The organism is Amycolatopsis sp. NPDC003731 (genome assembly GCF_053586895.1).
Window position 1 is genome coordinate 12,396 of sequence record NZ_JBSFNC010000037.1, and the last position, 12,807, is coordinate 25,202.

The following is a 12,807-nucleotide window of genomic DNA, read 5'->3' on the forward strand; positions in this document are numbered from 1 at the left end:
GCCATGAGAAGCGGTTCCGACCTGGGCACCTGTGCCACCGGAGGCCCCGCGTGGCCGGCAGCCGTCCTGGGCGGCTCGTGAAGAAGATCACTAAGCGACCGCTCAGTAACAGGCTGGCACCGGGGCGAGGGCCGGCCGCCGGTGGTGGTGCGGCGGGGTGACGAATCGGCGCGTTCGACGGATTCGACGGCGAGCGCACCACCGAGTTCTGCCTGCTGCACCGGGGCTTCCCGTTCACGCGGCCGTGCTGGCCGGCCGTGGCTAGGCTGGGCGAACCTGACCGAACGAAGGAGTTCCGCCTCGCGAAAGGTCCCCGCCATGTCGCAGCAGGTGCAGCACGACACTTCGGCCGACGGTGGGGTGAACCGGCGCCGGGTGCTCGCCGGCCTCGCCGGTTCCGTCGCCTCCGCCTCCGTCGCCTCCGCCGGGCTGCTCGCCCCCGCCGCCGAAGGGCAGACCGCGCGCCCCGAGCGGAATCCGCGGGTCGAAGCGCTGCTCGAGCAGATGACCCTCGCCGAGAAGATCGGCCAGCTCCAGCTCGTCGGCGACGAAACCACCGCCCGCGCCGCCCTCGCCGGTGGCCGGCTCGGCGGGGTCTTCTCCGTCGTCGGGGCCGCGAAACTCAATGCCCTGCAACGCATCGCCGTCGAGCAGACGCGCCTGAAGATCCCGCTCGTCTTCGGCCTCGACGTCATCCACGGGTACACCACCAACTTCCCGATCCCGCTCGCCCAGGGCGCGAGCTTCGACCCCGCCGTCGCCGGGACCGACGCCGCCGTCTCGGCCAAGGAAGCGCGCAGCAGCGGCATCCACTGGACCTACGCGCCGATGATGGACGTCACCCACGAGCCGCGGTGGGGGCGGATCGCCGAGGGGTACGGCGAAGATCCCTACCTGGCGACGCAGTTCGCCGTCGCCAAGGTCCGCGGCTACCAAGGGAACGACTACTCCGCCCCGGACCGGCTGGCCGCCTGCGCCAAGCACTTCGTCGCGTACGGCGGCGCCGAAGGCGGCCGGGACTACAACACCGTCGACGTCTCGCTGCAGCGGCTGCACAACCTCTACCTGCCGCCGTTCAAGGCCAGCGTCGAAGCGGGCGTCGCCACCGTCATGGCGAGCTTCAACACCATCAGCGGCGTCCCCGCGCACGGCAACGGTTACGTCCTGCACGACGTCCTCAAGGGCGCCTACGGCTTCCGCGGCTTCGTCGTCAGCGATTACACCGGCATCGAGGAACTCATCCTGCACGGCCTGGCCGGCGACGGCGCGGACGCCGCGGCGGCCGCCCTACCCGCCGGTGTCGACATGGAGATGGTCAGCACCAACTACGCCCGCTTCGCCGAACGGCTGCTCGCCGAGCGCCGGATCACCCGCGACCAGGTCGACGACGCCGTCCGCCGGATCCTGCTCGTCAAGGTCCGGCTCGGCCTGTTCGAACGCCCGTACGTCGACGAAGCCACCGAGGTGAAAGCGCCTTCTCCGGCCGCGCTGGCCGCGTCGCGGCAGGCCGCCGGGCGGTGCATGGTGCTGCTCAAGAACGACGGACCGGTGCTGCCGCTGGCGAAGTCCGTCGGCTCGGTCGCGGTCGTCGGGCCGCTCGGTGCGGCGACCTACGACCTCAACGGCACCTGGGCCGGCCTCGGCACCGGCGCCTCGACGACGCCGCCGGTGACCGTCGTCGACGGGATCAAGGCGGCGGCCCCCGGCGCCACCGTGACCTACACCCCCGGCTGCCCGGTCGACGGAACCGACACCGCCGGATTCGCCGCCGCGCAGCAGGCGGCGCGCGCCGCCGACGTGACGGTCGTGGTGGTCGGCGAAACCGCCGCGATGAGCGGCGAAGCGGCGGCCCGCAGCAGCATCGACCTCCCCGGCGTGCAGCAGCAGCTGGTGGCCGCGATCAAGGAGACCGGGAAGCCGTTCGTGGTCGTGCTCGTCAACGGCCGCCCGCTGACGATCCCGTACCTGCACGACAACGCCCCCGCCATCCTCGAGGCGTGGGCCCCCGGTGTGCAGGGCGGCCACGCGATCGCGGACGTCCTCTTCGGCGTGGTGAACCCGGGCGGCAAGCTGCCGGTGAGCTTCCCGCGCGCGGTGGGCCAGATCCCGATCTACTACAACCACGAGAACACCGGGCGCCCCGCCGACCCGGCGAACAAGTACACGTCGAAGTACCTCGACCTCGCGAGCGGACCGCTCTACGAGTTCGGCCACGGCCTGTCCTACACGACGTTCCGCGTCGACACCCTGCGGCTTTCGGGCACCCGCCTGCCGGCCCGCGGCGGCCGGATCGAGGTGAGCGCCACCGTCACCAACACCGGCGGCCGCGCCGGCGACGAGGTCGTCCAGCTCTACCTGCGCGACCCGGTCGCGAGCATCGTCCAGCCGGTCCGGCGGCTGCGCGGCTTCCGCCGGGTGACCCTGGCCGCGGGCGCGTCGACGACGGTGTCGTTCACCCTCACCCCGGACGACGTCGGGTTCTACGACAACACCGCCCGGTTCCGCGTCGAGCCGGGGAAGATCGAGGTCTACGTCGGCACCAGCTCGGCGGCCACGCTGTCGGCGAGCTTCACCGTGGTCTGACCCCGCTCAGCCGGCCGGTGCGTGGACGGCCGGGAGGTGCAGCCAAGCGCGCGTCGTGGTTTCCTTCACGGCGGCGAACACCGAGGTGTAGCTCCCGGGATCGCCGAGCTGGAGGTGGCGGATGACCTCTTCGTAGAACCAGTTCGACGTGATGACCGCGATGTCTCCGTCCGAGGCCGACAGGGCGTCCTTGACCGCGCGGGAATCGAGGAGCCGGAACGCGTGGATGATCGCCGAGCCGGTGAAACCGTAGGCGTCGCGGGTGATTTCGCCCGCGTGCAGCGCCATCCGCAGCCGGATCCGCTCCTCGGCCGCGTGGGCGTCGTTGTGCGCGAGCAGGTTCTTCGCGAGTTCCTGCGGCACCCGTTCCCCGAAGACGGCCTTCGGATACGCTCCCGGAGCCAGCAGGAGCACGCCGTCGCCGAGGTCGCTCCGGTGGCAGCCCTGCCACCGGACGCCCGAGGCGGCCAGGGCCTCCTCAACCGCTCGGTACAGCCCGGACCGGACGACGACCCGGTGGAGATTGGTCCGTTCCGGAGCGTTGAAGCGTTCCACGTCCACGGCGAGGATCGTGTAGTGCATGGCGTCCGCGATGGGCTTGATCCTTCGCTCGGTGGTCGGCTGAGGGGCCGTGGTCTTCCGGTAGGGCATCTGTTCTCCAGGTGGGGCGTGGGTGGGGCCGATCAAGATCCGGGTAGCCCGGCCATGAGCACGGTCGTGACGTTGAACGGCGTGGACAGCATCTTCTGGCTCAGCATCAGATCGGCGACGCGCTGGAGCTCGCCGAGATCCACGTAGGCGGGGTAGCTGCCGACGCGGACCTCACGGGCGGTGCCGGTGTCGATGCCCAGGTACTGCTGGAACACCTGCTCGCGGACATCGCGGTTCTGCACGTCGCCGACGCCACGGGCGAGCGCCCGCTGAAAGGCGCCGACCACCTCCGGCCGGCTCGCGGCGAAACTCGCCGGAGCGACCCAGCCGGACATGGGGATCTCGAAGTTCAGGTCGAGCCCGAGATCGAGCAACTGGACCGCGCCGGCTTCGGCGGCCCTCGTCACGAACGGTTCGGCGACGACGGCGCCGTCGAGCTCGCCGCGCTGCATCGCCGGCACCATCGCCCGCATGTCCATGGTCTTCCAGTCGATGTCGGCCGGATCCCCGCCGGCCTGCCGGATCTCCGAGATCGCGAGCAGGTCCGAGATCGATCCCCGGCTCGTGACCCCGATCCTCTTGTGCGCGGCCTGGTCGGGCCGGGTGAAGGACCGGTTCGGTGCGCCGACGAGCATCAGGTGGCCGGGCTTGGCGACGTAGGCCGGGGCGATGACCTTCAGGTCCGCCGCGTGGGTGGCCTGGGCCATGAACATCCCCGGATAGCTGCTGAAAGCGATGTCGAGCCGGCCCGTCCGGAGCCCGCGCACCGCCTCGGGACCGCTGGCCACGGTGGTGACCTGGACGTCCAGGCCGGCCGACCGGAAATACCCCTGGTCGACGGATCGGTAGAAGGCGGCGACGTCGACGAGGGGCAGGACGCCCACGCGGACCGTGATCGGTGGCGGCGCCGCCGGTTGCCCGGACCCGCGGCTCCAAGAGAAGCCGCCGACGACGGCCGACACGACCAGCACCACCGTCAAGACGACCGCGGCCGCCTGCCGGCGCTTGCCGGAGACCCGTCCGCGGCCCGCGGCGAGGTCGGGTCCGGCCGGGCCACGGCGTCCGGCTTTCCGTCGCGACCCCACCAGCCGCAGCGGCACCGCGGCGGCGCCCGGGTGCGCGTCCGGGCCGGTGCCGCTGATGGCGAGCAGCTCGCGGCCACCGGGCCTGCGGCGACGCGCCGGGTGGTCGGACCCGGTACCACCCCGGTGCGCCGGCGCGGAGCCCAGCGCCCGGCGAAGATCCGCCAGGCGCCGGTCGAGCTCGACGTCGTCGATCTCGCCGGCCGTTCGGCCGAACCATCCGAGAACCATGCTCCCCGCTCCTTCGCTCGTTCTGTCCATTGCGCTCAGTCGGCTCACGTGCTCTCAGCGGTGGGGCGTGCCGAGAGCCCGCCGGAGCCTTTCCCGGCCTTTCTTGTAGCGGCGCTGGGCCATCCGCAGGCTGATTCCCAGGATCTGCGCCGTTTCCGGGAGGGAGAGTTCGTCCAGGCAGACCAGCGTCACGACTTCTTGCAGGTCGCCGGGCAGCGCGCGGAGTGCGTCAAGGGCGTCGATGATCTCGGCACGCCGGTCCGCGAAATCCTCCTGGCGCAGGGATTGAACGGCGATCAGGGTCTCCGACGGCAGCAAGACCTCCCGGCCGTCCGTCCGCGACTGGTCGATCGCGAGGTTGCGGGCGATCGTCAGCGCCAGCGGAACCAGGCTCGCCGCCTCGGCACCGGGATTGCGGTCCAGGTGCTGCTGAAGCCGCAGGATGGTCTCGGCGACGACGTCGTCCGGGTCCGCCCGACGGGCGTGCGCGCACGCGTATCTCCTGATTTGTGGACCGACGAGCTCGAAAAGTTCGGTGAGGTACGGTCCCCCTTGATCGGCGGGCCGGGTTTCCCGATCACTGGTCACCCTCACTCGCTTTCGGCGAGCCGGCGACCAGCGGCCCGGAATCTCCCCGGACCGCAAGTACGCCCCCGGACCATGCGCTCCACGGGTGATTCCTGATCAATGGCGTCGACGCTCATGCTCAGGAAGACGAATCGATCACGCCACCGCGACAGATATCACCCGATCGGGCGATATCGATTGAGTGACGGAAAAGCAATGCATTGACGCAACGTGGTCCTTCGAACTCCGCAGGAATGAGCGGATCCGGCCGCGGAATCGCGCGCGAATTCAGCCGCCGACGCCGACCACCCGGGTTTGCAAGCGTTTCCGCCATTCCCGCCGCACGTACGGCAGACCGTTGAGGTGCACCACCGGCACGGACCCGTCGCGCCACGCGGTGGCGCCGAGCACGATCCGGTCGGTGCCGGCGTGCGGGCCCCACGGCGGCGCGCCCGGGCCGTGGCGATCGGCGCTGCGCCAGACCGCGCGCTGGTGCGGCACCAGCACGGTGCGATCGCGGTCGGCCGTCAGTTCCAGTTCGGCGCCGCCGGTCACCGTCAGGGTCGGCGCGCCCGTCCGGACGTACTCGCCGTGCACCGCTTCGGTCTCGACAGGGAGCCCGAAGGCGCCGCCGGCCGCGTCGGTGCGGCCGAGCCCGTCGAAGAGCTCGCGCAGCAGCCGGTAACGCTCTTCGCGCAGCTCTTCGCCGCGGTTGTCCAGCCACACCACCCCGCGGCCGGCGGCGGGGTCGATGACGAGCTTCGCCCACATCCCGCCGAAGAACCCTTCGTGGCCGATCTGGCGGATGCCTTGCACGGCAGGCGAAAGGGAGCAGCCGAGCCCGTAGCGCAGGTCGACGTCCAGCCGCGGGTCCGCGTGCGGCAGGTGCATCTGGGCGAGCTCGGCCCGGGCGCGCAGGTGGTGCGCCCCGAGCCGGGCGAGGTCGAGCGCGGTGGAATAGCACAGCGACGACGGCTCGTGCTTGGCCCCGGCCTTGGCGCCGTGGTCGACGCGCAGCCCGTCGCCGCCCGGAAGGTGGTGCTGGGCCAGCGGGTAGGTCATCGCCACGGCCGGGTCGTGGGTGCTGCGCGCCATGCCGAGCGGCTCGAACACGTGCTGCCGGACGACTTCGGCGAAGGGCAGGCCGGTCACCTCCTGCGCGACCAGGCCGGCCAGGCTGACCCCCAGGTTGCTGAACCCGTAGAACTCCCCCGCCCGCGCCAGCACCGGCGTCCGCGCGAAGTCGTGGCGCACCGCGGCCGCCAGCCCGCCGGGGTCCCGGCTCAGCCCGTCGTGCAGCACGGCGTCCGGGAGCAGCCCGGACCGGTGGCTCAGCAGGTGGCGCAGCGTGGTGCCGTCGCTGCCGGTCCCGGTGCGGCGGCGCAGGCCGCCCAGGTAGCCGTCGACCGGCGCGTCGAGGTCGAGGACGCCGTCGGCGGCCAGGGACACGATCATCGTGGCGGTCACGAACTTCGCGACCGAATAGATCCGGAACACCGTGTCCGGGGTCATCGCGTGCTGCGTCTCGGCGCTGGTCACGCCGTCGGCGACGGCGAGGTCCGGCCCAGCGGCGGTGAAGGTGCACACGACGACCCCGGGAACGTCGTGCTTGCGGCGGAAACGCCGCAGTGCGCGGCGGACGACTTCGGTCACGGAACTACCCCTCAGTGCACGGCGAACAGGGAACCGCGCCCGCTTTTTGAGCGCCGAGAGCGAAAGTCAGCTGGTGGCGACCAGCGTGACCCCGAGGCCGACCAGCGCGGTGCCGGTCACCCGGTCGAGGGCCTTGCGCGGGCCACTGCGGCGCATCAGGCCGGACAACCGGGCGGTGAGCAGCACGAACAGCGCCCACCACAGGACGCCCAGCGCGATGTCGAGGGTGCCCAGCACGAGCACCTGCGCGGCGGCCGGGCCCGTCGGGTCGAGGAACTGCGGCAGGACGCTGACGAAGAACAGCGCCGCCTTCGGGTTGAGGACGTTGGACAGGAAGGCCTGCCGGAACACCCGCGCCGGGCGGAGCTCGGTGTCCGGCTCTTCGGGCGGCGGTTCGGCTTCCTCGGTGCCGCGGCGGCGCCGCCACGACTGCCACAGCGCCTGGGCCCCGAGGAACACCAGGTAGGCGGCGCCGACGAGCTTCAGGACGGTGAACAAGACCGGGCTGTGCAGCAGCGCGGTGGACACCCCCAGCGCGGCGGCGGCCATGTGCACGCACAGGCCGCACTGCACCCCGGCCGCAGCGAGGAACCCGAAGCGCCGCGCGCGGGCGGCGGCACGCAGAACGACCATCCAGTCCGGGCCGGGGACGACGTAGGCCACCATGACGACTCCGGCGAACGCCAGCAACACCCCGATGCTCATGTCCCGCCCTCCCGCGGTACCGGATCCGATACGGTCCGTAATCGATTACCCACGTTCGCGGATCTCAATCGCGCGGTTCGGCGAGCGGGAACCGGTAGAGGACTTCGGGGTCGTGCCCGCCGCCGAGGTCGGCGCTCTCGAACAGCGTCGACACCTCGGGGGTGCCGCCGTGGTGGCGCGCGAGCTTGCGGATCAGCATGATGACCGCCCGGTTGCCGGGATTGACGGTGGTTTCGAACCAGCGGGCCCCGGCCCGCCGCGCCCGCCCGGCCACCTCGGTCATCATCGCGAACGCCAGCCCGGGCCGGGTCAGCGCGGGATCGACGGCCGACTGCCAGGCGAAGTAGGTGCCCGGATCCCGCGGCGGCCGGTAACCGGTGACGAACCCGGCCAGCCGGCCGTCGTACCGGGCGACCACGGACGTCTCGGCGAAGTCCCGGCACCAGACAAGGTAGGCGTAGAGCGAGTTGACATCGAGCGGCGGCGACCGCACGACGAGCTCGTGGATCGCGGCCGCATCGGCGATCGTGGGCGGGCGCAGCTCGATGCCGGGCAGCGCCGGGGTGTGGAGGTCGGGCGTGGTGGACACGGGGGTCACCTTTCCGGTGGTAGGGGTTTCGGGCAGGCCGCGCGGGCGATGGTGGTTGGCTGCGGCGAGTTTCGCCAGCGGGCCCTCGCGCGCGGCGGCGGTCGCGATGAGTGGCGAGCCACGCCAACGGCCCCGAAGCGAGCCGCCGAGGCGGAGCCGTCGCGTGCGGCGGTGGCGAGCGCTAACGGGCGCCGAGGCGGGCCGTCATGCGCGTGGCCAGTCCGTCCAGAGCGTGCTCGGTGTTCCAGCGGACCGCCCGGTCCAGGCCGGTCTCCAGGCTCTCCTCGTGCGGCGCGTCGAGCTCGCGCTTGAGCTGCGCCAGTACCGGGCCGGGCTGGGCCCGGACGCGGCCCGAGAACGCCGTCAGGTCGGCCGCTCCGCCGTTGACCAGGCCGATCCGCTCGGCCCGGGCGGCGCCGATCCGGCCGCCGCCGAGGACCAGTTCGCGGACCACGCCTTCGCCGAGGAGGCGGGGCAGGCGCTGGAGCCCGCCGAGGTCCGCGACCAACCCCAGCTCAGCCTCCGGCAGCGAAAACCAGGCGCGGGCCGAGGCGTACCGGACGTCGCAGGCGCAGACCAGCTCCAGGGCCGCCCCGGTGCACTCGCCGTCGATGTCGGCGATCACCACGCGGCCGCTGCGGGCCAGCCCGGTGATCGCGTCCTGGAGACGCCGGGCGTCGGCGGCGAGCACGTTCCCGCCGCGCCGGGCTGCCCGGCGCAACCGGGTGACGTACCAGCGCAGGTCGAGGCCGCGGGAGAACACTCCGCCGTGGCCGCGCAGGACGAGGCTGCCCGGCCGGTCGGTGGCCTCGGCGAGCGCCACGACCTCGGCCAGCTCGGTCCAGAACGGGCCGCCGAGGACGTTGCCCGCGCCGGTCCCCCGGATCGTCACCCGCAGGTCGCCGCCCGGCGGCCAGGTGACCTCCAGGGTCTGCCACTCCCGCGAGGCCGGCGCCGCGAGCGCGACGCTCACCGGACGCCCGCCCGGTCGACGATCGCGGCCAGGTCGCCGACGCGTTCGAGCGTGTCGAGGTCCTCGTCCTCGACGACGCAGCCGAACCGTTCCTCCAGCTCGGAAAGCAGGTCGACCACCTGGGCCGAGTTCAGCCCGAGGTCGTCCTCGAGCCGGGACTCGGCGGTGATCCCCGCGGGCGGTGTCCCGTCGAGATGGCGGGCGAGCAGGTCCGCCACCTCGGCCACAGCTGTCGTCATGTCGTCCTCCTCGGGAGTCAGTCGCTCGCACCGGCGGCCACGAGCACGGCACCGGTGAGGGCTTGGGCGGCTTCGTGTTCGCGCTCGGCGAGTTCGGTGAACGCGGCGCGCACGAGCGTGGGCCGGGATCGGCCGCGTCGTGCCGACGTCGCGGCGAAGCGCAACGTGCGCGGCAGCTTTTCCCAGCACTTCATGGCTTCTTCGAGCGCCGAGCGCCGCTGTTCGCTCGTGGTCCGGAACCCCAGGTGCCGGCCGAGACGCCGGTGGCTGCAGAGGTGGTGCTGCGCCGCGGCCCAGCAGTCGTCGACGACGTCGGGGTCGCGGACCAGCGCGTCGCTGTCGGCCAGGTGCGTCCCCAGAGCGCCGAGGGCCTTGACGGTCCCGGTCACCCAGTGCGCGGGCAGCGGGTTCGGGTGCACCGGCCGGGACTTCCGGCGCAGCAGCAGGTGGCGGCAGCCCGCCGGGGCCGGGTTCTCGAAGCCGAACGCGAGGGTGTTGCGCAGGTGGTGCTTCGCCGGTTCCGGCCCGTCCCGGCGCGTCAGGCGGTCCAGGTCGGGCTCGCCGATCCAGCCGGTGAACGGTTCCTGGTGCTGCCCCGACGTCATCAGGCCGGTGAACCGGTCTTCGACGTGCCAGCGGCCGTCTTCGAAGCCGTCGACCAGCAGGAAGTGCGGGGCCGCGGTTCCCTCCCGCTGCGCCGCCCAGGGCAGCTGGGTGCTGTAGCCGACGACCAGGGCGCACCCGTAGTCCCGCAGCTCCCGGTCCAGGTCGGCGCGGAACCCCGCGAAGTCGTCGTGGCCGCGGTAGGTGAGCCGGGTGCCGTCGCCCATCCGGTCCAGCGGGCGGTCGTGGTGCGAGACCGCGACGAGCCCGTCGGGCCGGCGCAGGTCGACGGCCAGCCGCACGGACACGGCGATCGCGTCCGCGGCGCCCGGGGTGCCGTGGTGTTCCAGGTAGGCCGCCAGGTTGGCGGTGTAGCAGCTCAGGCCGTCGGTCATCGCCCCTCCGTTCGATCGGCGTAGGCGCAGCAGAGGGCGAAAGCGCTGGCGCGGTCCCGCAGCTGCGTCCACGTGAGGTCACGCCAGCGGCCGGACGCGGCGGCCGCGGTGACGGGAATGCGCCAGGGCCGGCCCGCGATCCCCTGCCCGGTCGCCTTGACGCAGGCCTCCTGGGCGGCCCACACGCGGGCGAAGTCCCGTCCGCCCGCCGCCGGTTCGGCCGCCATCCGCCCGGCTTCGCCCGGGCAGCACCGCCGCAGCATCGCCGGCCCGGGCAGGCCCGCCTCCTGCACGTCGACGCCGACGTCCCGGCCGCGGGCCAGCGCCACCGCGACGACGTCGTCGGAGTGCGCCAGGCTGACGTGCAGGTCCGGCCGGCCGGGCACGACCGGTCTTCCGCGGTCCGTGCGGTCCAGCGGGTGCGCCGAGCCCTCCACTTCGGACACCAGCCGCACGTACAGCGCCCGCACGGCCAGGTATTCGCGGGCCCGGCGCGGTGCCATGGCCCGGGCCTCGCGCTCGGCCCAGGCCGGCACCGGCAGCTCCGCCAGGGCCGCATCGGCCGGCGTCGCCGCCAGGTGCACCCCGGGCGCCACCTCGACGGCGGTCACGAGACAGCCTTGAGCTCGCGCCGGTGCACCAGCAACGGGTCCCGGTCCTCGCGGATCTCCGTCCAGGTCGGCGCGCCGACCAGCAGGACGTGGTCCGCGTACGGCAGCTCGTCGTCGAGTTCGCAGGTCAGCGCCGCCACCCCGCCGGTCGGCAGCGGCAGCCCGTCGACCTCCCGCAGCTCGGTCGCCGAGAAGCGTTCGGTCAGCGGCAGCCGCGCGAAGTCGGCGCACAACCCGGCCTGGGCGGAGCTGAGCACGGTGATCGCGAAGCGGCCCGCCCGCCGGATCGCCGCCAGCGTCGCGCTGCGGGCCAGCAGCGAGACGACCACCAGCGGCGGACTGTCCGAAAGGGACATCAAGGCGCTGACCGTGCAGCCGGCCGGGCCGGTGCCGTCCGAAGTGGACACGATGGTGGCACCGGTCGGCCACTGGGCCATCAAGGTCCGGAACGCGAGCCGGTCGCCCGCCACCGCGGTCACCGCCGGCCCGCCCAGGCCAGTGTGACGCCCCGGTCCAGCAGCGCGATCGCCCCGTTGGCGTCGTAGAGCCGGTCGTTCGCGTAGTTGAGGCTCGCCGAGCGCAGGTCCCGGTGGACGCGTTCCAGCGGCAGCGCGGAGTCCCGCATGTACCCGTGCCGCAGGCCGGTCAGCTCGACGAGCTCGTCGACGACGGCGGCGCAGCGTTCCGCCGCGTGCACCTTCAGGCCGTTGAGCCGCAGCTGCACGTCCGGTGCTTCGGCGTCGGGAGCGTCGGCCGCGTCGCGGATCACCTGCGCCAGCAGCGCCGCCACGGTGTCCAGGTCGAGCCGGGCCCGCGCCAGCCGCCGCCGCAACAGCTCCGACGTCGGGTCGAACGACCCCCGCGTGCGCGGGTCGCGGATCATGCCCAGCACCGAGCTGAGCGCGCCGCGCGCGGCGCCGAGCCAGCAGGCGGCCCAGCCGATGTGCCCGGCCGGCACGAACGTCCGCGTGGCCACCGTCCGGAACCCGCCGGGCTCGCCGACGAGCTGGTCCGCCGGGACGTCCCCGGTGATCCGCAGCGGGACGCTGTGCGTGCCCCGCATGCCCATCGGGTTCCAGCTGCCACGACCGGGCTCGGCGGTGACCTGCCCGCGGTCGGCGTAGACGAGCGAGACGTCGTCGTAGCCGGCCTCGGGCGAGGCCCGCATGGTGATCAGGAACCCGTCGGCGACCGCGCCGCCGGTGACGATCGGGGCGTCGCGGTCGATGCCGAGCCGATCGCCGTCCGGGCGCAGCGGCGCTTCCGCGGTGAGCAGGTGCCCGCCCTTGCCGCGTTCGCTGGTGACCGAGGCGACGTAGACCTCGCCGCGGGCGATCCGCGGCAGCAGGTCCGCACGCAGCCGCGGCCCGGCGTGGGCGGCGATCGCGGCGACCTGCTGGCCGTGCATCGCCCAGATCATCGCCGTCGACAGGCACGCGCCGCCGAGTTCCGCGGCGGTCCGGGCCAGGTCGGTGAGGTCGCCGCCGAGGCCGCCGTGCTCCACCGGCACCAGCAGGCCCATCAGCCCGCTTTCCCGCAGTGCGTCGAGGGAGGCGACCGGGAACGTGGCGCTGTCGTCGACCGCCCGCGCGTGCTCGGCGAGCACGTCCACGACCCCGGCCGTGCGCTCGGCGAGCGTGGGCGCGGCGGGGGCGAGCGCCGTCACCGCGCACCCGCCGTGGTGTCCTGGGCCTCCCGCACCCGGTCCAGCAGGGCGTCACGGGTGGCGAACGTGTCGTCGGTCATCGCGTCGTCGGGCAGTTCGACGCCGAATTCGTCCTCGAGGTCGAAGAGCAGGTCGATGGCGCGCATCGAGTTCAGGCCGAGGTCCTTGAGCCGGGCGTCGGAGGTCAGTTCCTGCTGCGGGGCGAGGTTCTTGAGGTACTTGCGCAGGATCGTGTCGAAGCGTGCGGTGTCCATGGTCT

At 73.1% G+C, this 12,807-nt stretch carries 14 protein-coding genes; 1 reads left to right on the forward strand and 13 read right to left on the reverse strand.

Features of this window, described 5'->3' with window-relative positions; all coding sequences use genetic code 11:
- Nucleotides 1-318: 318 nt before the first annotated feature.
- Nucleotides 319-2,583, forward strand: a complete 2,265-nt coding sequence (gene bglX, locus ACWDN5_RS17825) for a beta-glucosidase BglX (RefSeq protein ID WP_449677082.1) — start codon at nucleotides 319-321, stop codon at nucleotides 2,581-2,583.
- A 6-nt stretch (nucleotides 2,584-2,589) separates the two neighbouring features.
- On the opposite strand, the gene ACWDN5_RS17830 is transcribed toward bglX, so the two are convergent.
- From ACWDN5_RS17830 to ACWDN5_RS17890, 13 genes are all read right to left on the reverse strand, one after another.
- Complete coding sequence (locus tag ACWDN5_RS17830; protein ID WP_310976924.1) at nucleotides 2,590-3,234, reverse strand: hypothetical protein; 645 nt, start codon at nucleotides 3,232-3,234, stop codon at nucleotides 2,590-2,592.
- 32 nt (nucleotides 3,235-3,266) lie between these two features.
- Complete coding sequence (locus ACWDN5_RS17835; RefSeq protein WP_310976922.1) at nucleotides 3,267-4,547, reverse strand: ABC transporter substrate-binding protein; 1,281 nt, start codon at nucleotides 4,545-4,547, stop codon at nucleotides 3,267-3,269.
- Between the two features lie 54 nt (nucleotides 4,548-4,601).
- Nucleotides 4,602-5,192, reverse strand: a complete 591-nt coding sequence (locus ACWDN5_RS17840) for an RNA polymerase sigma factor (RefSeq protein WP_449677083.1) — start codon at nucleotides 5,190-5,192, stop codon at nucleotides 4,602-4,604.
- A 210-nt stretch (nucleotides 5,193-5,402) separates the two neighbouring features.
- Complete coding sequence (locus ACWDN5_RS17845) at nucleotides 5,403-6,767, reverse strand: serine hydrolase domain-containing protein (RefSeq protein ID WP_449677084.1); 1,365 nt, start codon at nucleotides 6,765-6,767, stop codon at nucleotides 5,403-5,405.
- Between the two features lie 66 nt (nucleotides 6,768-6,833).
- The gene (locus ACWDN5_RS17850; RefSeq protein ID WP_310976916.1) at nucleotides 6,834-7,472 is read right to left on the reverse strand and encodes a LysE family translocator; all 639 of its coding nucleotides are present in this window, start codon (nucleotides 7,470-7,472) and stop codon (nucleotides 6,834-6,836) included.
- Between the two features lie 64 nt (nucleotides 7,473-7,536).
- Complete coding sequence (gene ectA, locus ACWDN5_RS17855; RefSeq protein WP_310976915.1) at nucleotides 7,537-8,061, reverse strand: diaminobutyrate acetyltransferase; 525 nt, start codon at nucleotides 8,059-8,061, stop codon at nucleotides 7,537-7,539.
- 181 nt (nucleotides 8,062-8,242) lie between these two features.
- Entirely contained in the window at nucleotides 8,243-9,034 is a 792-nt protein-coding gene (locus ACWDN5_RS17860) for an enoyl-CoA hydratase-related protein (protein WP_449677085.1), read from the reverse strand.
- Nucleotides 9,031-9,273: an acyl carrier protein gene (locus ACWDN5_RS17865; protein WP_310976912.1), complete on the reverse strand. Its 243-nt coding sequence runs from the start codon at nucleotides 9,271-9,273 to the stop codon at nucleotides 9,031-9,033. Before ACWDN5_RS17865 ends, ACWDN5_RS17860 begins: the two co-directional genes overlap by 4 nt.
- A gap of 17 nt (nucleotides 9,274-9,290) precedes the next feature.
- Nucleotides 9,291-10,271 (reverse strand): hypothetical protein, encoded by a 981-nt coding sequence (locus ACWDN5_RS17870; RefSeq protein ID WP_310976911.1) that lies wholly within the window; start codon nucleotides 10,269-10,271, stop codon nucleotides 9,291-9,293.
- Complete coding sequence (locus ACWDN5_RS17875; protein WP_449677086.1) at nucleotides 10,268-10,882, reverse strand: 4'-phosphopantetheinyl transferase family protein; 615 nt, start codon at nucleotides 10,880-10,882, stop codon at nucleotides 10,268-10,270. Before ACWDN5_RS17875 ends, ACWDN5_RS17870 begins: the two co-directional genes overlap by 4 nt.
- Complete coding sequence (locus ACWDN5_RS17880) at nucleotides 10,879-11,361, reverse strand: flavin reductase family protein (protein WP_310976908.1); 483 nt, start codon at nucleotides 11,359-11,361, stop codon at nucleotides 10,879-10,881. The genes ACWDN5_RS17875 and ACWDN5_RS17880 overlap by 4 nt, the downstream gene beginning before the upstream one ends.
- On the reverse strand, nucleotides 11,358-12,548 hold the full coding sequence (locus tag ACWDN5_RS17885) for an acyl-CoA dehydrogenase family protein (protein ID WP_449677087.1): 1,191 nt from the start codon (nucleotides 12,546-12,548) through the stop codon (nucleotides 11,358-11,360). The genes ACWDN5_RS17880 and ACWDN5_RS17885 overlap by 4 nt, the downstream gene beginning before the upstream one ends.
- On the reverse strand, nucleotides 12,545-12,802 hold the full coding sequence (locus tag ACWDN5_RS17890) for a phosphopantetheine-binding protein (RefSeq protein ID WP_449677088.1): 258 nt from the start codon (nucleotides 12,800-12,802) through the stop codon (nucleotides 12,545-12,547). The genes ACWDN5_RS17885 and ACWDN5_RS17890 overlap by 4 nt, the downstream gene beginning before the upstream one ends.
- Nucleotides 12,803-12,807 lie beyond the last annotated feature (5 nt).